The following is a 21,797-nucleotide window of genomic DNA, read 5'->3' on the forward strand; positions in this document are numbered from 1 at the left end:
GCTCAGCCGCCCCAGCGGTAGCCCAGGCCGCGGTGGGTCTGAACCACGTCCTTGCCCAGCTTTTTGCGGATGGACGACATGTGAACCTCCAGCGCGTTGCTGGACATGGCCCCGTCAAAGCCCACCACCAGGTTTTCCAGGTCGGCCTTGGAAACGGTGCGCCCCTTGCGCAGCGCCAAGGCTTCCAGCAAGGCCCATTCGCGCGAGGTCAGGGCCACGGGCTGTTCGTCCAGCCAGGCGGATTTGGCCTGCAAGTCCAGCCGCACCGGGCCGCACACCACGGTGTTGACCGGCAGGCCCACGGTGCGGCGGGCCACGGCCAGCACGCGGGCGGCCAGTTCTTCGGGGGCAAAGGGTTTGACCAGGTAGTCGTCCGCCCCGGCGTTGAGCCCGGTGACGCGGTCGGCCAGTTGGTCGCGCGCCGTGGCCAGAATGGCCGGGGTGGACACCTGGGCGTCGCGCAAGCCGGCCAGCCAGGCCTGGCCCGAGCCGTCGGGCAGTTGCCAGTCGATCACCAGCATGTCAAAGGGTTGCCCGGTCAGGGCCGCACGCGCCTGGGACAGGCGTCGGACCCACTCGACCACATGGCCTTCGGCCCGCAGGAAGTCATGCAGGGCTTCGCCCAGGATGGGGTCGTCTTCAATCAACAGGATGCGCATGGCCGCCAATGTGCCAGAACCTCAGGTGCGTGAGGTGAGCAACGGCCCGTTGGACGGCACACAGGCATAACGCCCCACAGTGCGGACCGTCTGCACGTCGCCCGCCACGTCCAGCGAGCGCTCGGAAATGACCTGCAACTGCCCTTGGCCAGGGTCCAGTTGCCCCACCAGCCAGCCGCCAGGGGTGTCGGCACGGTAGTGCTCCAGCCCGTCGTTGGTGGTCCAGCGCTCGGCCACCAGCGACTTCAGGTGCAAGCGGCCCTCCCGCACACGCACCTGCAAGCGGATGGCGTAGGGCTGCCCGTTCTGGATGGCGGTGGCGCCTTGCGCGTTGCGGGTGCTGGTGGACACGGTCTCGGTGCCAGCACACACCAGGGCCTGGTCCCACGGGGCTTCCGACGAACAGCCCGACAGGCTGATCTGCAACGCCGCCCACAGGCCACCCACGAGCTTGAGGCTGCGGGGGCGGCAAAAGCCGCGGCTCATGCCCGCACCGCCGAACCTTGCGAGGCCGTGGCCCCGCCCTCGGCGGCGTGGTCCAGGTCGGCCCGCATCCAGGGGTCCACGTGGGTCATGAGGTTGAGCACGCGGTGGCGCTGCATCACCCGCTCGCGGGCTTGCACGGCAATGTTGTGTCCGGCCTCCACGCTGAGGGTGGCGTCCACTTCCAGGTGGGCATCGGCCAGGATGAGGTCACCCATCTTGCGGGTGTGCACGTCGTGCACGCCTTTCACGCCGGGGGTGGCCAGCAGGGTGTCGCGGATGGCCTGCACCTCGGCGTCGTCGGCGGCGCGGTCCATCAGGTCGTGCAGGGCGTCCCAGGCAAAGCTCCAGCCCATCTTGCTGACCATGAAGCCCACGATGAGGGCCGCGATGGGGTCGAGGATGGGGTAGCCCATGAGGTTGCCCACAATGCCCACGCCCACCACCAGGGACGACGCGGCATCGGACCGCGCATGCCAGGCGTTGGCCACCAGCATGCTGGACTTGACGCGCTTGGCCACCGTCAGCATGTAGCGAAACAGGCCCTCCTTGGCCACCAGCGCCACACCAGCGACCCAGAGCGCGGCCTGGTGAACGGGTTGCACGGTTTCGGGGGCCTCCAGCTTGCGAAACGCCGCCCAGATCATGCCCAGGCCCACCGCCAGCAGGATGGCACCCAGCGCCAGCGAGGCGGCGTTTTCAAAGCGGTGGTGGCCGTAGGGGTGGTCTTCGTCGGCGTCCTTGCCACTGAAGTGGGTGGCCAGCAGCACGACAAAGTCGGACACCAGGTCGGACAGCGAGTGGATGCCATCGGCCACCAGACCCTGCGACTTGGTGAGCACCCCGGCCACCAGCTGGGCGGCCGTCAAAATCAAATTGACGAACACGCTGACCCAGGTGCTGCGCTTGGCGGCCGCCATGCGATCGGCGGCGGAAATGCCCGCTTCGTCGGATTCGGATTCAAGTTCTTGGAGGTTCATGGGTCGGTCAGGCCAGGAAAAGTCAGCGCGGTCTGCGATGGTATCGGCGTGACCTGAATGGGAGATGAAGGTCCGCGAATGGGGGTGGCTCAGAGCTCGACCATTTCGAACTGGGCCTTGGCCACGTTGCAGTCGGGGCACATCCAGTCGGCGGGCACGTCGGCCCACGGGGTGCCGGGGGCAATGCCGTCTTCGGGGCGGCCTTCGGCCTCGTCGTACACAAAGCCACAAACGACGCAGATCCAGGTTTTCATGGGGTTTCTCCAGGTTGAGGTTGAGGGTGAGTGGTTCGGGTGTTGCTGTGGGGGAGTCCGCGCAGCGTGGTGGGGCGGGTGGGCCTGGGGCGTCGCTCCTCGCCGGTGGTTCGCTGGCGCGAACTGCGCTGCGGTGCTCGACCGTGGGGCGTCGTCGCGGAACTCGCTGCACGCCCTTGCGGGCGTTTCGCTCAGACAGCCGCGACGAAGTCAGAGGGGGAAGGTGCGCTTGCGCGCACCCGCCCCACGGTCTGTGCGCCTCGCCACCGGCGAAGGAGCGCCACCCCAGGCCCACCCGCCCCACCCCGTGAAGTGACGCACCACAGCACAGCACAGCACAGCACAGATGCTATATATTCAGTAGCTGCTCACGCTTTCAAATAAAGCGGCAGAGGCACTTTTCACTCATGAAACATGATCATCAATCCTCCTGCGCCACCGCGGACAAGGGCACCAGGCCGCGGGGGGATTGCGTCCATTCCCAGCCCAGGTAACCCGCCACGGCCACGACCAGCAGCAGCGCCAGCCACACGCGGTTGTGGCGGACCAGGTCGGGGCCACGGCCCGGGGTGCGTCCGGTCAGCATGGGCAGGGCCAGGTTCTGGCGGCGTGTCAGGCTGATGACCAGCAGGGCCCCCAGGTGGCCCAGCACCCCCCACAGGAAGGCCTCGCCCACGCCTTCGTGCAGCTCGGACAGCCATTCACCACCCCAGTCGTTGAAGCTGGCGTAACCCGTCAGCGTGACCGGCACCACCAGCGCCATCAGGGCCACCACCATCAGCACCATCAGCAGGTTCTGGCCCTGGCGCAGGTTGACGTCGGCCCAGGAGCGGGCTTGCGGCAGGGAACGCAACCAGGTGGCCGCGCCGGAGAGCTTGCTCCACAGCGCCGACCAGCGCACCTGGCGCGGCCCCACCAGGCCGTCGACGATGCGAAACACCAGCAGCCCCGCCATGGCATAACCCAGGCACACGTGCAGCAGGCGCAGGCGTTCGCTCTCGGCGCTGAGGTAGGCCCCCACAAAACACAGGGCAAACAGCCAGTGGAAGGCGCGGGTGGCGGCGTCGACGATGCGGCGGGTCGGCTGGGCCGGGGTGGCCGTGGCGGTGCGGCTGGGGGACGGCACCGCGGCGGCGGCGGAAGAAGACAGGGTGTTCGTGTTCATGGTCATGGCCTCACTCACCCTTCCACCAGGCGGAGGTGCCTTTGGGCATGGTGATGTTGTCGTCGTCGTAATCACCGCGGTCGGCCCGGGTGTGGCAGGCCGCGCAGTTGGCCGCGCTTTTCACCGAGGCGTGTTTCCACACCTGCGGGTCCAGCTTGCGGTGTTTGCGCTCGAACCAGGCGGCACGGGTGATGCGGTCGTCCGGCGGTGGCACGCTGGTCACGCGCTTGTAGGTGCCGGCATGGGATTGCAACCAGCCGGAAATCTGTTGCACGGTGGCGGCGTCCAGCGAGGCGTCGCTGCCGTAGTGCTTGTCCAGGCTGCCCATCATGCGGGTCCAGGAGGCGGCGGGCAGGAAGCCCGGCGGGTAGGCCAGGTGGCAGGCGGAACATTCGGCCTGGTACTGGGGCAGCATGTCGCGCGGCAGCATGCGGCCGCTGTCGGCCTGGCTGCTGGCGGCGGCGCTGAGCAGCAGCGCCAGCACGGCAATGTGGCGAGGGAGAAGGCGCATGGCGTGACCTCAGGGTTCAGCGTTGGAGGGACAGCAGGTAGGCCAACACGTCGGCCTTTTCGGCGGGCGTGCATTCGCGGCTGAGCACGTCCTTGCAGTTGCGGCGGAACCATTTGTCCACCTTGGCGGTGTCGGTGAAGGCTTGGGCGTTGAAGGCCGGGGCCAGCACGGGCACCACCTTGCCGGTGTTGGGGTGTTTGCCCTCCTGGGTGGGCGGGGCGTTGTGGCAGGTGGCGCAGCTCCATTCGCCGCCGTGCTTGCTGCCAAAGAAGGTTTTGCCGCGTTCAGCCTGCCCGGGGGCACCGGCCTCGGCGGTCCACCGCTGCAACTGGGCCTGGGGGGTCGTGTCCCCGGCCCAGGCGGGGTTGGCGGGGGCCCACAGGGCCACAGATGCCGCCATCACCACCGCGGTGCCCACGCCGCCCACCCATTGCGCCACGCGGGCCACGGGTGTGACACCTTGGGGCCAACGCGGGGTCCACAGCCCCTCCAACCGGGCACCCAGCGATTTGCGCGACACCTTCACCTCCACCCCGGCCGAACGCACCTTGGCCAGGGCGCGGCAGGCGGTTTCGGGCGCCAGGTCCAGCCATTGGGCCATCAGCTTCAGGGGGGGCAGTTCCAGCACGCCGTCCAGGGCGTCGGCGCGGGGCCAGCCGCTGGCCACAAAGTCCACCACCACGCGGCAGCGCTGCTCGGCCGTGCCGCTGCGCATGGCCAGGCGGGTGGCGGCACGCTGCTGCTGTTGCAGCAGGCATTCGGTCAGCACCTGCGAGGGCGTGCGCTGCGCCTCAGACCACGCCAGCACCTGCACCCGGGTGGGGGCCCAGGCCGTCACGCACACCGGCACGGCCTGGGTGGCGTGGTGCCATTCAGCGCCCAGCCAGTCGCCCGCGGCGGCCAGCGTGGCCGATGACGGCTCCTGGGCCGACGCATCAGAGGGAGAGGCCGCGTCACGGGGCGCGGCCTCGGCCACGGTGACCGAAGCCACCCCGTGCACCAGGCGCCCCAGTTGCGTGCGCCCCAGCCAGAACACGCGGCTTTCGCCGGGTTGCAGGTCGCACACAGGAATCTCTTTCATGGTCATGTCGGTTCTCCGGATTCAGGTTCACAAGGTTTGTGACGATGGCCGTGATGCTGACCGCCAGGGGGTGTACAAAGCCTGAATGTCCCGTTCAGCCACGGTTCAGAGAAAGCGCTTCAGAATCCGCCCCACCATGCGCACCTTCCCCGCTTTTTTGTCGGCCCTGCCGGGCTCCACCCGCAAGGGCGCATGGGCCGTGGGCTGGGCCGTGGGGGTCGCACTGGCCTGCGGGGGCGGGTCCGTGGCCCACGCCGACGAGGCCGACCACGACCGGGCGCTGCAGGCCGTGCAGCGCGGCGAAGCCCTGCCCCTGAACACGCTGATGGGCCAGGTGGAGGCCCTGCGCACGGGCCAGATCCTGGAAGTGGAACTGGAACGCAAACATGGGCGCTGGGTGTACGAGGTGAAGAAGCTGGACCCCGGTGGCCGCCTCGTCAAACTCCACCTCGACGCCCGCACCGGTGCGCTCCTGGACCCCAACAGCCGCCCCAAGGAAAGGACCACACCATGAGGGTGTTGCTGGTCGAAGACGACCCCGCGCTCAACCGCCAGGTGGACATGGCGCTGCAAGAGGCTGGGTACGCCGTGGACGTGGCCACCAATGGCCGAGATGCCTGGGCACTGGGCGACGTGGAAACCTTCGACGCCGTGGTGCTGGACCTGGGCCTGCCGCAGATGGACGGCCTGTCGGTGCTGCGGCGCTGGCGCACCGCCGGGCGCAACATGCCGGTGCTGGTGCTGACCGCCCGTGACCAATGGCACGAAAAGGTAGAAGGCATCGACGCCGGGGCCGACGACTACCTGACCAAACCCTTCCACACCCAGGAGCTGCTGGCCCGCTTGCGCGGACTGATCCGCCGCGCCAGTGGCCACGCCTCGCCGCTGCTGACCGCCGGTGCCGTGGTGCTGGACACCCGCAGCGGCCGCGTGACGGTGGACGGGCAGCCCGTCACCCTCACCAGCCACGAGTTCCGGGTGCTGGCCTACCTGATGCACCACCCCGGCGCGGTGGTGTCGCGCACCGAACTGACCGAACATGTGTACGCGCAAGACGCCGAACGGGATTCCAACACCATCGAGGTGTTCATCAACCGCCTGCGCAAGAAGCTGCCCGCCGGGCTGATCGAAACGGTGCGTGGCATGGGTTACCGCCTGGCCTGACATGCCCCGTACCCCGCTCCCCCCGCCCCTGCCCTGGCGGCAGTCGCTGCAAGCCCGGGTGCTGGCGGCCACGCTGGGGGGCATGCTGCTGGCCCTGACCCTCACGGGCTGGACGCTGCACCACCTGTTTCGCCAGCATGTGGAGCAGCAGTTCGTGGCCGACCTGTCCATCCAGCTCCACCAGGTGCTGGCGCGGCTGGAAGACACCCCCACGGGCACCCCGACGGTCAACCCCGCCCTGCTGAGCGACCCCCGCTGGACCCAGCCCTACGGCGGCCTGTACTGGCAGCTGCAACGGCCCGACGGCGCGGTGGTGCAGCGCTCGCGCTCGCTGTGGGACCAGACCCTGGACCTGCCCCACGACACCGTGCCCAATGGCGAGGTGCACCGCCACCTGCTGCGCGGCCCCGACGGCCAGCCGCTGCTGGCGCTGGAGCAGACCATCAGCCGCTCAGACACCGATGCCGAGGGCCAGCGCTGGACCCTGGCGGTGGCCGCCAGCACCGCAAGGCAGGACGAAGCCGTGGAGGCCTTTTCCGGGGTGCTGTTCACCTCGCTGTCGCTGCTGGCGCTGCTGCTGAGCACGGCGGTGCTGGCCCAGCTGTGGTTCGGGCTGGCCCCGCTTCGGGCGTTGGAGCGGGCCTTGCAACGCGTCAACGCCGGGAGTGCGTCACGCCTGGAGGGCCAGTGGCCCACCGAGGTTCAACCCCTGGCCGATGGTTTCAACCAGGCACTGACCCACCTGGACCACAACCTGCAAACCGCCCGCACCCAGGCAGGCAACCTGGCCCATGCCCTCAAGACCCCGCTGGCCGTGCTGCGCCAGGCGGCCGACCACGCGCCCCCCGACGAGCTGCCCCAACAGGTGCACGAGCAGGTGGACAAAGCCCAGCGGCAGGTGGACTGGCACCTGCGCCGGGCCCGCTCGGCTGCGCTGGCGGGCATGAGCGGCCCGGCCAGCGCCACCGCGGTGGAGCCCGTGCTCCAGGGCCTGCTGCGGGTCATGGGCAAAGTGCATGCGGCCCGGGCGCTGCACCTGGGCCTGACGGTGAAGCCCGGGCCTGAACGCCCCGGGACCGCCCCCCTGGCCGTGACCGTGGACGAGCAGGACCTGCACGAAATGCTGGGCAACCTGCTGGACAACGCCTGCCAATGGGCCCGCACCCGGGTGGAGGTGACCCTGTCCTGCACCAACGACGAGGTGCGAATGAGCATCTGCGACGACGGTCCCGGCATTGGCGACACCCCACCCGAGCAGTTGCTTCAACGCGGGATGCGCCTGGACGAAAGCACCCCGGGATCGGGTCTGGGCTTGTCCATCGTCCATGAGTTGGCCACGCTGTACCAGGGGCAGTTGCGCCTGAGCCCGGTTCCGGCGCCCGCCCAGGGGCTGTGTGTCGTGCTGGAGCTGCCCCGGGCTTGACGCGCTCGCGGACACCCGCCCGCCAAAGCCCCGGCCTCACAATGAAAACATAATTAATATATAAGTGGGCCTCCGCGCCCACCCCGCTGTGCTGTGCAGTTGTGGCGCCCCTCCAGCCGTGAAAACCTTGATGCGCACCAACACGCTCGTCGGCGCCCTGGTGGCCTTTTGCGCCACCCTGGCCCCCATCCAACCCTTGAACGCCGCCAGCTGCACGGTCAACACCACCGCCAGCAACACCACGCTGAACACCCCGTTCATGGGCAGAACCAAGATGTTGGTGGGGTTTGCGGGTGACGACACGTCGGCAACGTCGGCACCATTCGACCTCCGCTACCGCTACATCAACTCCTCCCCGTTCAGCACCTACAACCACGCCAGCTGCATGCTGAACGTGGGCGCCAACTGTCCGTGGTGGGGCGGATGGCAGGAACAAGGGGTTCCGGGCGGTTTGTATGCCACTCGGCATGTGGCGGCCTCGCAAGCGATCACCTGGCAATCGGCCCCGCGCCCGCAAATCCCGGCCTTCACCTATTACATGATCCTGCCCGCTTCGGGCCTGCAAGAAGGCACCACGGAAGTCGCCGCCATCAACGACCCGACGTTCCTGACCCAGTACTTTGACGACTGGCGCTTTCTGCTGCAAAAGATCGGCAACAACCAGGCCCTGCTGCATGTGGAGCCGGACTTCTGGGGCTTTGTGCGCTCGCTCAACAGCAACCCCGCGGCGGTGCCCGCCAAGGTGGCGGCCAGCAACCCCACCGATTGCGGCAACGCCGCGCAATTCCCCGACAACGCCGGTGGTTTTTCCCGCTGCATGATCAGCATGGTGCGCACCTACGCCCCCAACGCTGCGGTGGGCTTGCACATGTCCCCGTGGGCGGGCACTTCGCCCAGCGAAGCCCAGGCCATGGCCACCTTCTTCCTGGCCCTGGGGGCCGACCAGGGTGACTTTGTCGTCACCGACATGGCCGACCGCGACGCCGGGTACTACGAGACCGTGCTCAACCAGAACTGGCACTGGTGGGACAGCACCCGCTTTGCGTCCTTCCTGACCTGGAGCAAGACCGTCACCGACCTGATCGGCAAGCCCATGGTGCTGTGGCAAATCCCGCTGGGCAACAGCCTGCAGAACAACACGCCCAACCACTACAAAGACAACCTGGTGGAGACCCTGTTCAGCCACATGGGCGAGTTGCGCGACGCCAATGTGGTGGCCATGATGTTCGGCGCGGGCGGCAGCCAGCAGACCTCGCCCGAAACCGATGACGGGCTGCTGTACTGCAGCGCCGAACAAAGCAACTTGCAGGCATCCGGGGCCACGCCGTCCATCCACTCCACCGTCAGCGTGAACGGCGACCCCACCCCCAGCCGCGTCACGGTGAACGTGACGGCCAACCTGGCGGCCACGGGCCGGTGGCTGCTGGTGCCGGAATCGGCGGCGGCCCCCACGTCCGCGCAGGTGGGGGCCGGGGTCGATTACACCGGTGTGACGGTGGTGGCCGCGGGCACCCTGCCGTTGTCGGCCAACGTGGCCGAGAGCATCACCATCAACGGCCTGAGCGCCGGCACCCGTTACGCCCTGTACGTGGCGTCAGAAGACACCAGCCACAACGTGGAAGCCACGCCCGTCAAGCGGGTGTTCACCACCTCGGCCACCAGCTACACGGCCGCAGCCCCCGGCGGTGCGGGCACGGTGCAGACGGCACTGAGTGGCGGAGGAGCCAGTTGCGGCTTGCAAAACGTGACCTACCAATCCGCCAACTCGGTGGGCACACCCCCCACAGGGGTGACCTTCCCTTACGGGGTGGCGAACTTCACCGCCTCGAACTGCACCGCCAACGGCACCATCACCGTGACGCTGACCTACCCCAACGCCTTGCCCGCCAACGTGCAGGTGTGGAAATACGGCCCGGCCACGGTGGGGGCGTCGCCCAGCTGGTACCGGCACCCGGCCACGGTGGCGGGCCACACCATCACCTACACGGTGACCGACAACGGGGTGGGTGACAGCAGCAACGAACTGGGCAAGATCATCGACCCGGTGGGGGTGGGCATGCCATCCGCCACCGAAGGGGTGCCCGCGCTGGGGCCTTGGGCGCTGGCCTGCCTGGCCGCCTTGCTGGCCGGATGGACGACGCTGCGCGGGCCGTGGCGCCGGATCGGACACGCCACCCGCCATCCATCGGGTCGCAAAAATCATCAAAATTGATAGCTGCTCTCGCTTTTTACAAAAGCGCCAAGGCCAGTTTTGATGCTGAAAATGTAAATCCCCAGCCCCCTTAAGCTGAATTTCACCTGGGGTTTCTACAGTGGCGGGCATGAACTTCTCATGCTTGCTTTCCCGCGAATGCCTCAGCCCCCGGCGACTGTGGTCCGCCATGGCCCTGGTGCTGGGCAGCGGTGCGCTTCAAACGGCACTGGCCAGCCAGCCCACCCAACAGGTGGTGTGCACACAGGCCCCGCCCAGCACCTGGATGAACGAGGCCCAGGCCCGCGAGGCCTTTCAGGCCGACCAGTACCTGCTGGTGAAGTTCAAGGTCTCCAAAGGCCATTGCCACGAGTTCTACGCCGTGGCCCACGACGGCTCGGTGGTCGAGGCCTACCGTCACCCGGTCACCGGGCAGACGGTGCGCCTGACCCGGCTCAACGCCACCCAGGTTTCTTCTTCCCAACCTTGAAAGGCCCTGCGCCATGCAACCCCAAACCCACCTCACCACCCCCACCGAACCGCGTTACAGCACGGCCATGGTGCTCATCCACTGGCTGATGCTTGCCCTCATGGTGGCGGTGTTCGCCAGCATCAACCTGCGCGAGCTCTACCCCAAGGGCACCGACATGCGCAACCTGATGAAAACCATCCACTTCATGCTGGGCCTGCTGGTGCTGGTGATGGTGGCCTTGCGTGTGGCGGCCAAGCTGAGCAGCCCGCAACCCGCGGCGGCCAGTGATGTGGCCTGGGCGCAATGGGCGGCCAAGATCGGCCACCTGGCGCTGTACGGCTTCATGGTGGGCATGCCCCTGCTGGGTTGGGCCACGCTGAGCGCGGCGGGCAAGCCCGTTCCGTTCTTTGGTCTGGAACTGCCCGCGCTGCTGGCGACCAACAAGGAACTGGCGCACAGCCTGGAAGACCTCCACAAAGCCATTGGCGAACTGGGCTACTGGCTGATTGGCCTGCACGCCGCTGCGGCGCTGATGCACCACTTCGTGTTCAAGGACGGGTTGATGAACCGCATGCGCCTGAGCCGCGCCTGACCGCAGCACCGGGGCGAGGGCCGTTCAGCCCTCGTCCACCAGGGTGTCGAAGTGGCGCTCGATCATGTCGGTCATCAGGCGCTTGATGGCCTCTTCGCCCTGGCCCTCCAGCGCGTCGCGGACGCGGGGGGCCAGCGCCACAAACCGGTCCAGCACCTCGGGGTCGAAATGCTGGCCCCGCCCCTCTTGCAGAATGTCCATCACCTGCCCAAAGGGCATGGGTTCCTTGTAGGGGCGGCGGGAGCTGAGGGCGTCGTACACGTCCACCACCGCAAAGATGCGGGCCGCCAGCGGAATGTCGGCACCCGCCAGCCCTTGAGGGTAGCCACTGCCGTCCCATTTTTCGTGGTGGCACGACACCACCTCGGCCGCCCCTTCCAGCCAGCCGGCCCCATCCACAATGTCTTCGCCCTGGGCCACGTGGGTGCGCATGGTGGCCATCTCGGCGGCGTCCAGCCGCCCGGGTTTGAGCAGGATGGCGTCGGGGATGCCGATCTTGCCCACGTCGTGCAGGAAGCTCCCGGCAATCAAGGCCTGCATGGCCGCCCCCGACAAACCCAGCGACTCGCCCAGCGTGGCCGCCATCCAGGCCACGCGGTAGTTGTGGGTGCCGGTGTCCGAGTCGCGCTTGGCAATGGCGCGGCCCAGCGCCTCCATCATGGCGATGTGCGACTCCAGCACCTGCAGGGCCTTGCGTTCGTTCTCGCCCGCCAGGTGAATCACCACCGGGTAGATGGCCGCACCGCAGGCCAGCGAGGCCAGCAGGGCCATGAGGGCGGCCACCAGCGCGTCGGACTGGATCTGCCGGTGCTGCCAGTCGGGCACCAGGCGCACGCCTTCAAAGTAGCCGGTGCGCTGTTTCTGCCCCGGCAGCGTGAGGGGCACCATGACGCGCATGGCCCAGCGCCCGTCGGGCAGCTGCAGGCTTTCGTACTCGGGCTTCAGGCTTTCGGGTCGGACGTGCTTGGGCAGCAGGTGCTCCAGCGCACGCCCCTCTGAGGTGAGCTGTTCGGCCAGTTTCAAACCAGCGGGGTCGTAGATTTCGACGATTTCAAACAGGCCACCCACCAAGGTTTGCGCCGCCTGGTCGGCATGCGCTGCGGCGGTGGGGCCGCTCAGGTCCAGCGCATGGGCATGGGCCAGCACGCGGTGGGATTCTTCCTGGGCAAAGGCCACCACCTCGGCTTCGGCGTTTTCGCGCGAGACATACCACACCAGCGGAGCGGACAAGGCCGACATGGCCACCGTGACCAGCCCGATGCGCACAAACGCGGTCCGACGAAAGCGGTTCATGGGATGCCCTTCCAACAGAACGTCACCCGCAGCCCCCCCAGATCGGGGCTGCGCATCACCTGACCCTGCAAGCCATACAGCCCCGCCACACGACGCACGATGGACCACCCCAGGCCACTGCCGGGTTGCGCGGAGCCCACCACGCGGAAGAAGCGCTCGCCCAGGCGTTGCAGGTCGGCACTGGACATGCCGGGGCCATTGTCGTCCACCGCCAGCCGCCGCTGCCCGTGTGCGTCCACGTCCACCTGCACGCGCACCTGGCTGCCGTCGGGGCTGTAGCGCAAGGCATTGTCCACCAGGTTGCGCAGCAGGATGACCATCAAACCCTCGGGCACCGGGCAGCCCAGCGGTGAGGACGCGGGGCTGGGTGTCACCTCGCAGTGCAGGGTTTGGCCGCGCCGGGCCGCCACCGGGCGCAGGTCACCCAGCACCCAGTCCAGCACGCGGCGCAGGTCACAGCCCTCGCCGGTGGCGTCGGCCAGGGCCTCCAGCCGGGCCAGTTGCAGCAACTGCTCCACCAGGTGGCTGGCACGGTCGCAACCGGTCAGGGTGGCGGCCAGCGCCTCGTTGCGTTCTTCGGCATCCAACGCCCCCTGGGCCACCTGGGCCTGCATGCGGATGGCGGCAATGGGCGTGCGCAGCTCGTGGGCCGCATCGGCGGTGAAGCGCCGCTCGGCGTGCAGCACGGCATTCATGCGCTCAAACAGCCGGTTGAGGGCCAGCACCAGGGGGCGTGCCTCGTGCGGCACCCGGGCCAGGGGCAGGGGGTCGTCGGCATCGGGGCGTCGCTCGGTCACCATCTGGCCCAATTCGGCCAGCGGGTGCACGGCGTGGCGCACCGCCCCCCACACGCCCAGCCCCACAAACGGAAACGCCAGGGCCATGGGCCACACCACACTCCAGACGCTGGCCATGACCACGTCGGCACGCGCCTTGTCGCGGTCGGCCACCTGCACCACCACGTGTTCGTCTCGCCCTCGGGCACAAAACACCCACCAGTCTTCGCCTGCCGCACGCACCTTGGACATGCCCTGGCATGACAACGGGGCCAACAGTGCCGTGGGTGCGGTGGCTGAACGGACCACCATCTGGTCGTTGTGCCAAACCTGGAACACCGCCTTGGATTGGTATTCGTGCAGCTCGGGGGTTTCTTGAAAGTCCAGCCGCGTGAGGTCGTCCAGCGGCAACACGGCCAGCAAGGACGCGGCTTGCGAGAGGTGGGCGTCGAGCAGCTCGCTGACCTCGTGTTCGGTGTCCTGCCAGGTGACCAGGATCATGACCACCCACACCACGCCCAGCAGTCCCAGCACCGCGGTCAGCAGTTGCCGCTGGAGCGACACCGCCCGGGGCGGCTGCGCTGGCGTCATGCCACGGCGTCCTTGTGGATCACATACCCCACGCCCCGCACGGTTTCGATGGTGTGGGGCGGCAGCTTGCGTCGCAGGTGGTGGATGTGCACCTCGATGGCGTTGCTCACCACCTCTTGGCCCCATTCGTACAGGTGCTGCTCGATCTGCCCGCGGCTGAGCACCCGCCCGGCGTTGCGCATCAGGGTGTACAGCAGGTCGTACTCGCGGCCGGTGATGTCCACCGGCTCACCCGCCACCACCACGCGGTGCGCGGCGGGGTCCAGGGTCACCCGGGCGCCCTCAGGCCCGGCCACCAGGACCGTCTGGGCCTGGCCGTGGGCGCGGCGCACCAGGGCCCGCAGGCGGGCGGCCAGCTCATGCAGGTCCACGGGTTTAAGGATGTAGTCGTCCGCCCCGGCGTCCAAGCCATTGATGCGGTCGGGCACGGCATCGCGGGCGGTCAGCACCAGGATGGGGGTGTCCACCCGGTGCGCCCGCACCTGGCGCAACACCTGCATGCCGTCCTGGCGGGGCAGGCCCAGGTCCAGCACCGCCGCCTCGTAGCTGCCGGTTTCCAGTTCATGCTGGGCGGCCACGCCGTCGCGCACCCAATCCACATGAAAACCTTGTTGGCGCAGCCCCGCACGCAGGCCCGAGCCCAGCAAGTCGTCGTCTTCAGCCAGCAGCAGTCTCATGGATGGAACCGGCGCCGTTGCCGGTGTGGTGCAGTCACAACCGCCAACCTTAACCCCGGCGAGGGGGTTTCAGCTTAACGCTGGCTGAACAACGGGTCGGCGGTTCACACCAGGCCCCGTCAGAGGATGAAGCGCGACAGGTCCTCGTCCTGGCTCAGCTCGGCCAGGCGGTCGTTGACGTAGGCGGCGTCGATCACCACCGTCTGGCCGCTGAGGTTGGCGGCATTGAAGCTCACCTCGTCCAGCAGCCGCTCCATCACCGTGGACAGACGGCGCGCCCCGATGTTCTCGGTGCGTTCGTTCACGTCGAAGGCCAGCTGCGCCAGCCGGGTGATGCCTTCGGGGCGGAAGTCCAGCGTCACCCCTTCGGTTGCCAGCAGGGCCTGGTACTGGCGCACCAGGCTGGCGTGGGTCTGGGTGAGGATGGCTTCGAAATCGGTCACCGACAGCGACTGCAGCTCCACCCGGATGGGGAAGCGCCCTTGCAGCTCAGGAATGAGGTCGCTGGGGCGGCTGAGGTGGAAGGCCCCGCTGGCGATGAACAGCATGTGGTCGGTGCGCACCATGCCGTATTTGGTGGACACGGTGGTGCCCTCCACCAGCGGCAGCAGGTCGCGCTGCACGCCCTGGCGGGACACGTCGGCGCTGCCGGACTCGTTGCGCGAGGCCACCTTGTCGATCTCGTCGATGAACACAATGCCGTTTTGCTCGGCATTGGTCACGGCGCGGTGCTTGATGTCGTCTTCGTTGACCAGCTTGGCCGCTTCCTCGTCGGTCAGCAGTTTGAGGGCGTCGGCAATCTTCAGGCGGCGGGTCTTGCGCTTGCCCTGGCCCAGTTGCGAGAACATGCCCTTGAGCTGCTCGGCCATGTCTTCCATGCCTGCGGGGCCCATCACCTCCAGCTGGGGGCGGGGCTCGGCCAGGTCGATGTCAATCTCGCGGTCGTCCAGTTGGCCTTCGCGCAGCTTCTTGCGAAACACCTGCCGTGCGGTGCTGTCGGCAGGGGGCGCCGACGCGTCGGACAGGCCAAAGCCCACCTCGGTGCGGGGCGGGGGCACCAGCACGTCCAGCACGCGCTCCTCAGCCGCGTCGTGGGCCTTGCTGCGCAGGCGGGTCATTTCAGCCTCGCGCGTCTGTTTGACGGCCATGTCGATCAGGTCGCGGATGATGCTGTCCACGTCCTTGCCCACGTAGCCCACCTCGGTGAACTTGGTGGCCTCCACCTTGATGAAGGGCGCGTCGGCCAGCTTGGCCAGGCGGCGGGCGATTTCGGTCTTGCCCACACCGGTGGGGCCGATCATGAGGATGTTCTTGGGCGTGATCTCGGGGCGCAGCTTCTCGTCCACCTGCTGGCGGCGCCAGCGGTTGCGCAAGGCAATGGCCACGGCGCGCTTGGCGGCGGGCTGGCCCACGATGTGGCGGTCCAGCTCGGCCACGATGTCTTGGGGGGTCAGGGCACTCATTTTTTGAATGAAATTGGCATCCAGCGCTTTATATGAAAGCGCAACAAGCTACTTAAAAGGTAGCAACCGTCAAAGCACTTCCACCGTGTGGTTCAGGTTGGTGTAGATGCAGATGTCGCCCGCAATCGCCAGGCTCTGGCGCACCACCTGTTCGGCGCTGAGGTCTGTGTGGGCCACCAGCGCACGGGCGGCGGCCTGGGCATAGGCCCCGCCGGAGCCGATGGCCACAATGCCGTGCTCGGGCTCCAGCACGTCGCCGTTGCCGGTGATGATGAGGTTGGCCGACTTGTCGGCCACGGCCAGCATGGCCTCCAGTTTGCGCAGCACACGGTCGGTGCGCCAATCGCGCGTGAGCTCGATCGCCGCCCGCATCAGGTGGCCCTGGTGTTTTTCCAGTTTGGCCTCGAAGCGCTCGAACAGGGTGAAGGCGTCGGCAGTGGCCCCGGCAAACCCGGCCAGCACCTGGCCCTTGTACAGCTTGCGCACCTTGCGGGCCGTGCCCTTGACGACGATGTGGCCCAGCGTGACCTGACCGTCACCGCCAATGGCCACCTGCACCCCGTCGGGCGTCTGGCGGCGAACACAGACGATGGTGGTGCCGTGAAAAGATTCCATGGAGAAAAACCGTGAACAAAAAAGCGGAGCCCCCCACGTGGGTGCGCTCGGTTGGAAAACAAGGGTTGACGCGCGCGAGGGGCGTCAGTCGTCGCGGGTGACCACCTCGGCGTGCTCGGTGATGCCGATGACGTGGAAGAACGCCGAAATGAGCCGGTGCACGTCAATGAACCGCACCTGCCGTCCCGCCGCCACATGGCCAGACGCCCAGTTGAGGATGGCCCCAGCGGCAGAAAAATCCACCCGGATCAGGTATTTGCACGACACCACCCGCACCATGGCGTCGGTCATCAGCGCATCCAGCGCCTCCAGTTGGCGGGATGGGTCCCCCAACAGTTCGCCCACCAGCTCGCCTTGGGCGTAGTCGGTGAAGCTGAACGACGAGGTGGCCATCGGGTCTTGCTGGCCCGCCTTGCGCCCCGAGAACAAGCCTTGACGGCGGCTTTGCACAAAGTCGGTGAGCACCGGGGGCTCTGCCGGTGCTGCACTGACCACGCCCAGGGGCTCGGCACTGAGGTCATGAAACTGGCAGCGGGGCACTTCCCAGGCGGGGGGCGAGATTTCGTAGGTCACGCAGAAATCCAGCGCCTTGAGCTCGAAGTCTTCGGCCAGGTTCATGACGCGCAGCACCGCCAGGTGCAAGTCCCACGCGGCGCGATCGGCCGACCGGTCGCCCGACGGCGTCATCTGTCCCAACACCTGCAGCAATTGGCCCGCGCCCAGGAAGCGCAAGTCCATGGAGGCTTCGGCCCAGCCGCTGAACAGGCGGGCCAGGCGCACCACCGCCGCAGGCTGGATGGACTGCAACGGCGTCCAGTCCAGCACCCAGGGCGGGGGCGTGCGCTCCAGCACCTTGGTCATCATGGTGACCAGGTGGACGTCGAGGTCGGCCTCGGTGACCCAGGTGGCCCGCGTCTGGACGGTGGAGGCATCCACCTGCGCCACCCGTGCCGCGGCCTCCTCGGGCATGGAGAACCACTGCGGGGCCGAACGCGAAAACCGGTTGGCAAAGTCCAGCGCATGGGTCTCGAACGCTTCGGACTGGCCCGTGGCCCGGTACAGGTCCAGCAAGGCCAGCCATTCGTCGGCGGTGCCCCCCACGCCTTTGCGCGACAGCACTTCCTTCAGGCCCTGCTCGGTGGCGGCCTGGTCGCCACTGGCAAAACGGATGGCGGCTTCCTCGATTTCAGGGTCCATGGCCAGCTCGGCCACATCCATGGCGTAGAACTTGGAAGCCGAGAAATTGGACACCGAGAATCCGGAATCCTCGCGCCGCTCACTCAAACCCGGTGGTTTGGTGGGACCGGCCTCCGGCGCCAGCATCGGCGCATCCAGCGGCAGTTTGGCGGCTTCCAGGGGCTCGGCGGTGTGCGGCGGCAGCGTCATGGGCACGGTGGGTGCCACGGCATGCGCCTCGTTGACGGGCTCGGTGGTTCCGTACGCCTGTGTGGTGCTGAGGGTTTCCTGGGCGGGCAAACGGGAAGGCTGGGCCTGCGTGTTCTGCACCGTGTGACCCGAACTGTCGCGCTGCTTGGTTTTCCACCACTGCATGGACATCTGGGCCTCAATCTCGTCGATCTTCTTGAGCGTGCCCGCCCGGTCGTCGGGCCGGGACGAATAACTGCTTTGGAAGAACGATGGCCGCCCCCGCTGGCCGACATCGGTGCTGCCCGACTTGGCCCTGAGCTTGCGGAGCATGTCGAACTCGCGCTTGCGCACGAAGTCGTTGCGCCGCTTGCGCTCAATCATCTCCTTGAGCGCTTGCTTGCTGTAGTTGTCCCGTTGCTCAGACACGGTGTCCAGGTCGCCCCAGCTCGTGGCGGGATGGCGCACGAACTGCACAACCTTGGAAAACAAACCGGCGGGTGACGTGTCTTTGGACATGGGTTCAACGCGGGGCCACGGTCAGCGACGGGCCTTCAGTCTCCGAACATCTTTTGCTTGAGTTCGCGCCGCTGCTGCGCTTCCAGCGACAGGCTGGCGGTGGGTCGGGCCAACAGGCGACCCACACCAATGGGCTCACCGGTTTCGTCGCAGTAGCCGTAGTCACCGGCGTCGATGCGGGCAATGGACTGCTCGATCTTCTTGAGCAATTTGCGCTCGCGGTCGCGGGTGCGAAGCTCCAGGGCATGTTCTTCTTCGATGGTGGCGCGGTCGGCGGGGTCGGGCACCACCACGGTGTCCTCGCGCAGGTGCTCGGTGGTTTCACCGGCGTTGGCCAGGATGTCCTCTTTCAGGCGCACCAGCTTGAGTCGGAAGAACGCCATCTGGGCGTCGTTCATGTACTCGGCCTCGGGCATGGCCAGCACCTCTTCGTCGGTGAGCTGGTCCACCGGTTTGGTCTTCCAGTTGTTGGCGAGTTTGGGGTCTTTGCGAACCGGGGAATGCACGGGAGCGGTCATGACACGTTGATGGATGGGAGAAAACGTCGCCTTGGCGGCGTCGGGGGAATGACTGGGGACGGGTTGAGGGGTGGGCAGAGGGGCCGCGGCGGCCTTGCGTGCCCCACCCCTTCGGGTCACTGGAGCCACTTCAACCCCCGCTTTCGGGGCGGGAGCCACCGACGGGGGGGGCACCGGCTGAGGTGCGGGTGGCGAGGTGACAACGGGCGGTTTCTTTTGAGCAGGCTTGGCTTTGGCGACGGTCTTGACAGGGGCCTTGGCTTTGGCGGTGGGGACCACAGGGGCCGGAACCTTGGGAACCGGCACCTCGGCGACCGGTGCTTTGACGTTGGCTTTGGCCTTGGGCTGGGTGGGCGCTGCCGCCACGGTCTTCTTCACTGCCGGTCTCCTCTGTCGTTGTACCGCGCCAACCGGGCTGGGTTCGGCGTCCTTTCGGGTTATACCCCGACTGGGCTGACGTGACGGTGACTGTGGCGCTTTTTGAACGTCCAATGCCTGTTGCTTGGCCGGATCAGCCGCCTTGCCCGGAAACAAGCCCAGGCCCTGCAACAGCGAGACGAACAGCATGGCAGTCCCCGTCGGGTCAATGAATGAAGCGCCGCATTATGTCAGGCACTGGTCCAGGCCTTGCACCAGGATGTCCTTGGGCAGGTCGATGCCGATGAACACCAGCTTGCTGACCTTGTCTTCCCCGGGTGCCCACTGGGGGCCCAGGTCGCTGCCCATGAGCTGGTGCACGCCCTGGAAGATGACCTTGCGGTCGGTGCCCTTCATGAACAGCACACCCTTGTAACGCAGCATGCGCGGGCCGTAAACGTTGACGATGGCGCCCAGAAAGTCTTCCAGCTTGGCCGGGTCGAACGCGCGGGTGGCGCGGTAGACGAAGCTCTTCACATCGTCGTCGTGATGGTGGTGGTGGCCGTGCCCGTGACCATGCCCGTGCTGGTGCGACGGATGGTTGCAGTGCTCGCCATGTTCGTGATCATGGTCGTGGTGGTCATGACCATGGTCGTCTTCCTTCAGGAAGTCGGGGTCGATGTCCAGCTTGGCGTTCAGGTTGAAGCCCCGCAGGTCCAGCACCTTGGCCAGCGGCACTTCGCCGAAGTGCGCGGTCTGGATGGGGGCGCGCGGGTTCATGTGCTTCAGGCGGTGGGTGAGCGCGTCCAGGTCTTCTGCCGACACCAGATCGGACTTGCTGATGAAGATCTGGTCGGCAAAGCCCACCTGGCGGCGGGCTTCCTGGCGGTCGTTGAGCTGCTGGGCCGCGTGTTTGGCGTCCACCAGGGTCACGATGGCGTCGAGCAGGTAGCTCTCGGCCACCTCGTCGTCCATGAAGAAGGTCTGCGCCACCGGGCCGGGGTCGGCCAGGCCGGTGGTTTCGATGATGACGCGCTCAAAGTCCAGCAGGCCCTTGCGCTTCTTGGCGGCCAGCAGTTGCAGCGTGCTGCGCAGGTCTTCGCGGATGGTGCAGCAGACGCAGCCGTTGCTCATCTGGATGATCTGCTCGTTGGTGTCGGCCACCAAAATGTCGTTGTCGATGTTCTCTTCGCCGAACTCGTTTTCGATCACGGCGATCTTCTGGCCATGGGCCTCGGTCAACACCCGCTTGAGCAAGGTGGTTTTGCCCGAACCGAGGAAGCCGGTGAGGATGGTGGCGGGAATGAGGGCCATGGAACGACTTTCAGGAACAACAGCGGGCAATCGAGGCGGGCAACGGGTGCGCACGCCCAAAGCGGGCGCGAGTGTACGGCAATCAGGGCCGCCGCATCACCACCAGGCCTTTCAGGTACTCGCCTTCGGGGAAAGCCAGGCCCACCGGGTGGTCGGGGGCACCGGCCAGGCGGTCGGTGATGAAAGCGTCCACCCCGGCGTCAAGCGCGGCCGAGGCCACCACCTTCTGGAACAGCTCCACCCCCATGGCCCCCGAGCACGAGTAGGTGAACAGGCAACCGCCCGGGTTGAGCAGCTTGAAGCCCAGGCGGTTGATGTCCTTGTAGGCCCGCGCGGCCCGCTCGATGTGCGCGGCGCTGGGGGCCAGCTTGGGCGGGTCGAGCACGATGGCGTCGAAGCGGCGGCCTTCTTTTTCAAAAAGGCGCAGGCTGGCGTTCACGTCGGCGTCCATCCAGGTGGTGTCGGCCAGGTCAAAGCCGTTGAGGGCCACGTTCTGACGGGCCAGATCCAGCGCCGGGCCGGACGAGTCGATGGACGTCACATGCCCCTCACCCCGGCGCATGCCCGCGGCCTGCATGCCCGCCAGCGCCGCCACCGTGAAGCCTCCGGTGTAGCAATAACAGTTGAGCACCTGCTCGAAGCGACGGTGGCGCACGATCTGCGCAAAGCGGTGGCGGCTGTCGCGCTGGTCCAGGTAATAACCGGTCTTGTGGCCCTGGGCCACGTCCAGCGCCAGCTTCCATTCGTGCTCTTGCAGCACCACGGCGGTGGCCCCGCCCAACACCTCGGCCCCGCGCAGCCAACCTTTGGTGGGCTCCAGCCCTTCCAACGCCCGGGTGCCGCCGTCCGAGCGTTCGTACAGGCGCCGGCAGCCTGTGGCCTTGAGCAGCGCATCGGCCAACACCGGCTTCCAACGGTCGGCCCCGGCGCTCATGAACTGGGCCACCAGGATGTCGTCGTAACGGTCCACCACCAGACCGGGCAGGCCATCGCTTTCGCCGTGCACCAGGCGCACGCCGTTGCTTTGAATGTCAAAAAAGGCTCTGGCGCTGACAGATGAAGCGACAGCAGCTTCAAAAAACGAAGCATCGATGCGATCCGTCTCCCGAAAGCTCCACACCCGCACCTTGATCTTGGAGCTGGGCGAGTACGCGCCCCAGGCCAGAAACTGGCCCATGTCGCTCTCGACCCGCACGGTTTCGCCCAAATCGCCCTTGCCTTTGGCGATGGAGCCTTCAAACACCCAAGGGTGGCGGCGTTGCAGGGATTTTTCTTTGCCGGGTTTGAGGCGGATGACTTTCATGGAAACGACCTTGGCACGCTAAACCCTGCAT

22 protein-coding genes are annotated in these 21,797 nt (G+C 67.2%); 6 read left to right on the top strand and 16 right to left on the bottom strand.

Translation table 11 applies throughout. The features are described from left to right. Positions 1–2: 2 nt before the first annotated feature. The 7 genes from ACYVB7_RS08025 to ACYVB7_RS08055 form a co-directional block, all read right to left on the bottom strand. Positions 3–659 (bottom strand): response regulator transcription factor, encoded by a 657-nt coding sequence (locus ACYVB7_RS08025; RefSeq protein WP_460506221.1) that lies wholly within the window; start codon positions 657–659, stop codon positions 3–5. A 21-nt stretch (positions 660–680) separates the two neighbouring features. Next, the gene (locus ACYVB7_RS08030; RefSeq protein ID WP_460506222.1) at positions 681–1,145 is read right to left on the bottom strand and encodes a hypothetical protein; all 465 of its coding nucleotides are present in this window, start codon (positions 1,143–1,145) and stop codon (positions 681–683) included. Beyond that, a complete protein-coding gene (locus tag ACYVB7_RS08035; RefSeq protein ID WP_460506223.1) occupies positions 1,142–2,122 on the bottom strand; it encodes a cation diffusion facilitator family transporter in 981 nt (326 codons plus the stop codon). Before ACYVB7_RS08035 ends, ACYVB7_RS08030 begins: the two co-directional genes overlap by 4 nt. An 89-nt stretch (positions 2,123–2,211) precedes the next feature. Further along, positions 2,212–2,376 carry a rubredoxin gene (locus ACYVB7_RS08040; protein WP_460506224.1) on the bottom strand — a complete coding sequence of 55 codons (165 nt, stop codon included), beginning with the start codon at positions 2,374–2,376 and terminating at the stop codon, positions 2,212–2,214. A 421-nt stretch (positions 2,377–2,797) separates the two neighbouring features. Further along, entirely contained in the window at positions 2,798–3,541 is a 744-nt protein-coding gene (locus ACYVB7_RS08045; RefSeq protein ID WP_460506225.1) for a cytochrome b/b6 domain-containing protein, read from the bottom strand. Positions 3,542–3,551: 10 nt separating this feature from the next. Then, positions 3,552–4,052 (bottom strand): diheme cytochrome c, encoded by a 501-nt coding sequence (locus tag ACYVB7_RS08050; protein ID WP_460506226.1) that lies wholly within the window; start codon positions 4,050–4,052, stop codon positions 3,552–3,554. A gap of 16 nt (positions 4,053–4,068) precedes the next feature. Then, on the bottom strand, positions 4,069–5,139 hold the full coding sequence (locus ACYVB7_RS08055; protein ID WP_460506227.1) for a DUF1924 domain-containing protein: 1,071 nt from the start codon (positions 5,137–5,139) through the stop codon (positions 4,069–4,071). 130 nt (positions 5,140–5,269) lie between these two features. Between ACYVB7_RS08055 and ACYVB7_RS08060 the strand changes: the two genes are divergently transcribed. The 6 genes from ACYVB7_RS08060 to ACYVB7_RS08085 all read left to right on the top strand — a co-directional run bounded on the left by ACYVB7_RS08060 (position 5,270) and on the right by ACYVB7_RS08085 (position 10,975). Beyond that, complete coding sequence (locus ACYVB7_RS08060; RefSeq protein ID WP_460506228.1) at positions 5,270–5,647, top strand: PepSY domain-containing protein; 378 nt, start codon at positions 5,270–5,272, stop codon at positions 5,645–5,647. Next, positions 5,644–6,297 (top strand): response regulator transcription factor, encoded by a 654-nt coding sequence (locus ACYVB7_RS08065; RefSeq protein ID WP_460506229.1) that lies wholly within the window; start codon positions 5,644–5,646, stop codon positions 6,295–6,297. Before ACYVB7_RS08060 ends, ACYVB7_RS08065 begins: the two co-directional genes overlap by 4 nt. Position 6,298: 1 nt before the next feature. Beyond that, complete coding sequence (locus tag ACYVB7_RS08070; protein ID WP_460506231.1) at positions 6,299–7,720, top strand: sensor histidine kinase; 1,422 nt, start codon at positions 6,299–6,301, stop codon at positions 7,718–7,720. 130 nt (positions 7,721–7,850) lie between these two features. Next, on the top strand, positions 7,851–9,932 hold the full coding sequence (locus ACYVB7_RS08075) for a choice-of-anchor U domain-containing protein (protein ID WP_460506232.1): 2,082 nt from the start codon (positions 7,851–7,853) through the stop codon (positions 9,930–9,932). 109 nt (positions 9,933–10,041) lie between these two features. Next, positions 10,042–10,401, top strand: coding sequence for a PepSY domain-containing protein (locus ACYVB7_RS08080; RefSeq protein ID WP_460506233.1), 360 nt, complete (start codon positions 10,042–10,044; stop codon positions 10,399–10,401). A 13-nt stretch (positions 10,402–10,414) separates the two neighbouring features. After that, on the top strand, positions 10,415–10,975 hold the full coding sequence (locus ACYVB7_RS08085; protein WP_460506234.1) for a cytochrome b: 561 nt from the start codon (positions 10,415–10,417) through the stop codon (positions 10,973–10,975). Between the two features lie 24 nt (positions 10,976–10,999). Here the strand turns inward: ACYVB7_RS08085 and ACYVB7_RS08090 are convergent, their stop codons facing one another. From ACYVB7_RS08090 to ACYVB7_RS08130, 9 genes are all read right to left on the bottom strand, one after another. Next, entirely contained in the window at positions 11,000–12,268 is a 1,269-nt protein-coding gene (locus ACYVB7_RS08090; RefSeq protein ID WP_460506235.1) for an HD-GYP domain-containing protein, read from the bottom strand. Continuing rightward, the gene (locus ACYVB7_RS08095) at positions 12,265–13,635 is read right to left on the bottom strand and encodes a sensor histidine kinase family protein (protein WP_460506236.1); all 1,371 of its coding nucleotides are present in this window, start codon (positions 13,633–13,635) and stop codon (positions 12,265–12,267) included. The genes ACYVB7_RS08090 and ACYVB7_RS08095 overlap by 4 nt, the downstream gene beginning before the upstream one ends. Further along, complete coding sequence (locus ACYVB7_RS08100; protein ID WP_460506238.1) at positions 13,632–14,312, bottom strand: response regulator; 681 nt, start codon at positions 14,310–14,312, stop codon at positions 13,632–13,634. The genes ACYVB7_RS08095 and ACYVB7_RS08100 overlap by 4 nt, the downstream gene beginning before the upstream one ends. Positions 14,313–14,431: 119 nt before the next feature. Then, complete coding sequence (gene hslU / locus ACYVB7_RS08105; RefSeq protein WP_460506239.1) at positions 14,432–15,775, bottom strand: ATP-dependent protease ATPase subunit HslU; 1,344 nt, start codon at positions 15,773–15,775, stop codon at positions 14,432–14,434. Between the two features lie 69 nt (positions 15,776–15,844). Further along, the gene (hslV, locus tag ACYVB7_RS08110; RefSeq protein WP_460506240.1) at positions 15,845–16,390 is read right to left on the bottom strand and encodes an ATP-dependent protease subunit HslV; all 546 of its coding nucleotides are present in this window, start codon (positions 16,388–16,390) and stop codon (positions 15,845–15,847) included. Positions 16,391–16,474: 84 nt separating this feature from the next. Beyond that, the gene (locus ACYVB7_RS08115) at positions 16,475–18,274 is read right to left on the bottom strand and encodes an STAS domain-containing protein (RefSeq protein ID WP_460506241.1); all 1,800 of its coding nucleotides are present in this window, start codon (positions 18,272–18,274) and stop codon (positions 16,475–16,477) included. A gap of 35 nt (positions 18,275–18,309) precedes the next feature. Beyond that, on the bottom strand, positions 18,310–19,098 hold the full coding sequence (gene dksA / locus ACYVB7_RS08120) for an RNA polymerase-binding protein DksA (RefSeq protein WP_460506274.1): 789 nt from the start codon (positions 19,096–19,098) through the stop codon (positions 18,310–18,312). 297 nt (positions 19,099–19,395) lie between these two features. After that, positions 19,396–20,463: a CobW family GTP-binding protein gene (locus ACYVB7_RS08125; protein WP_460506242.1), complete on the bottom strand. Its 1,068-nt coding sequence runs from the start codon at positions 20,461–20,463 to the stop codon at positions 19,396–19,398. Between the two features lie 82 nt (positions 20,464–20,545). Continuing rightward, a complete protein-coding gene (locus tag ACYVB7_RS08130; RefSeq protein ID WP_460506243.1) occupies positions 20,546–21,766 on the bottom strand; it encodes a class I SAM-dependent rRNA methyltransferase in 1,221 nt (406 codons plus the stop codon). Positions 21,767–21,797 lie beyond the last annotated feature (31 nt).

The sequence above is a fragment of the Hydrogenophaga soli genome, assembly GCF_054777695.1.

Excerpts from the sequence above, each read along its gene's own strand:
- ACYVB7_RS08025 (WP_460506221.1), bottom strand. The coding sequence starts at position 659 with ATGCGCATCCTGTTGATTGAAGACGACCCCATCCTGGGCGAAGCCCTG.
- ACYVB7_RS08030 (WP_460506222.1), bottom strand. The coding sequence starts at position 1,145 with ATGAGCCGCGGCTTTTGCCGCCCCCGCAGCCTCAAGCTCGTGGGTGGC.
- ACYVB7_RS08035 (WP_460506223.1), bottom strand. The coding sequence starts at position 2,122 with ATGAACCTCCAAGAACTTGAATCCGAATCCGACGAAGCGGGCATTTCC.
- ACYVB7_RS08040 (WP_460506224.1), bottom strand. The coding sequence starts at position 2,376 with ATGAAAACCTGGATCTGCGTCGTTTGTGGCTTTGTGTACGACGAGGCC.
- ACYVB7_RS08045 (WP_460506225.1), bottom strand. The coding sequence starts at position 3,541 with ATGAACACGAACACCCTGTCTTCTTCCGCCGCCGCCGCGGTGCCGTCC.
- ACYVB7_RS08050 (WP_460506226.1), bottom strand. The coding sequence starts at position 4,052 with ATGCGCCTTCTCCCTCGCCACATTGCCGTGCTGGCGCTGCTGCTCAGC.
- ACYVB7_RS08055 (WP_460506227.1), bottom strand. The coding sequence starts at position 5,139 with ATGACCATGAAAGAGATTCCTGTGTGCGACCTGCAACCCGGCGAAAGC.
- ACYVB7_RS08060 (WP_460506228.1), top strand. The coding sequence starts at position 5,270 with ATGCGCACCTTCCCCGCTTTTTTGTCGGCCCTGCCGGGCTCCACCCGC.
- ACYVB7_RS08065 (WP_460506229.1), top strand. The coding sequence starts at position 5,644 with ATGAGGGTGTTGCTGGTCGAAGACGACCCCGCGCTCAACCGCCAGGTG.
- ACYVB7_RS08070 (WP_460506231.1), top strand. The coding sequence starts at position 6,299 with ATGCCCCGTACCCCGCTCCCCCCGCCCCTGCCCTGGCGGCAGTCGCTG.
- ACYVB7_RS08075 (WP_460506232.1), top strand. The coding sequence starts at position 7,851 with ATGCGCACCAACACGCTCGTCGGCGCCCTGGTGGCCTTTTGCGCCACC.
- ACYVB7_RS08080 (WP_460506233.1), top strand. The coding sequence starts at position 10,042 with ATGAACTTCTCATGCTTGCTTTCCCGCGAATGCCTCAGCCCCCGGCGA.
- ACYVB7_RS08085 (WP_460506234.1), top strand. The coding sequence starts at position 10,415 with ATGCAACCCCAAACCCACCTCACCACCCCCACCGAACCGCGTTACAGC.
- ACYVB7_RS08090 (WP_460506235.1), bottom strand. The coding sequence starts at position 12,268 with ATGAACCGCTTTCGTCGGACCGCGTTTGTGCGCATCGGGCTGGTCACG.
- ACYVB7_RS08095 (WP_460506236.1), bottom strand. The coding sequence starts at position 13,635 with ATGACGCCAGCGCAGCCGCCCCGGGCGGTGTCGCTCCAGCGGCAACTG.
- ACYVB7_RS08100 (WP_460506238.1), bottom strand. The coding sequence starts at position 14,312 with ATGAGACTGCTGCTGGCTGAAGACGACGACTTGCTGGGCTCGGGCCTG.
- hslU (WP_460506239.1), bottom strand. The coding sequence starts at position 15,775 with ATGAGTGCCCTGACCCCCCAAGACATCGTGGCCGAGCTGGACCGCCAC.
- hslV (WP_460506240.1), bottom strand. The coding sequence starts at position 16,390 with ATGGAATCTTTTCACGGCACCACCATCGTCTGTGTTCGCCGCCAGACG.
- ACYVB7_RS08115 (WP_460506241.1), bottom strand. The coding sequence starts at position 18,274 with ATGTCCAAAGACACGTCACCCGCCGGTTTGTTTTCCAAGGTTGTGCAG.
- ACYVB7_RS08125 (WP_460506242.1), bottom strand. The coding sequence starts at position 20,463 with ATGGCCCTCATTCCCGCCACCATCCTCACCGGCTTCCTCGGTTCGGGC.
- ACYVB7_RS08130 (WP_460506243.1), bottom strand. The coding sequence starts at position 21,766 with ATGAAAGTCATCCGCCTCAAACCCGGCAAAGAAAAATCCCTGCAACGC.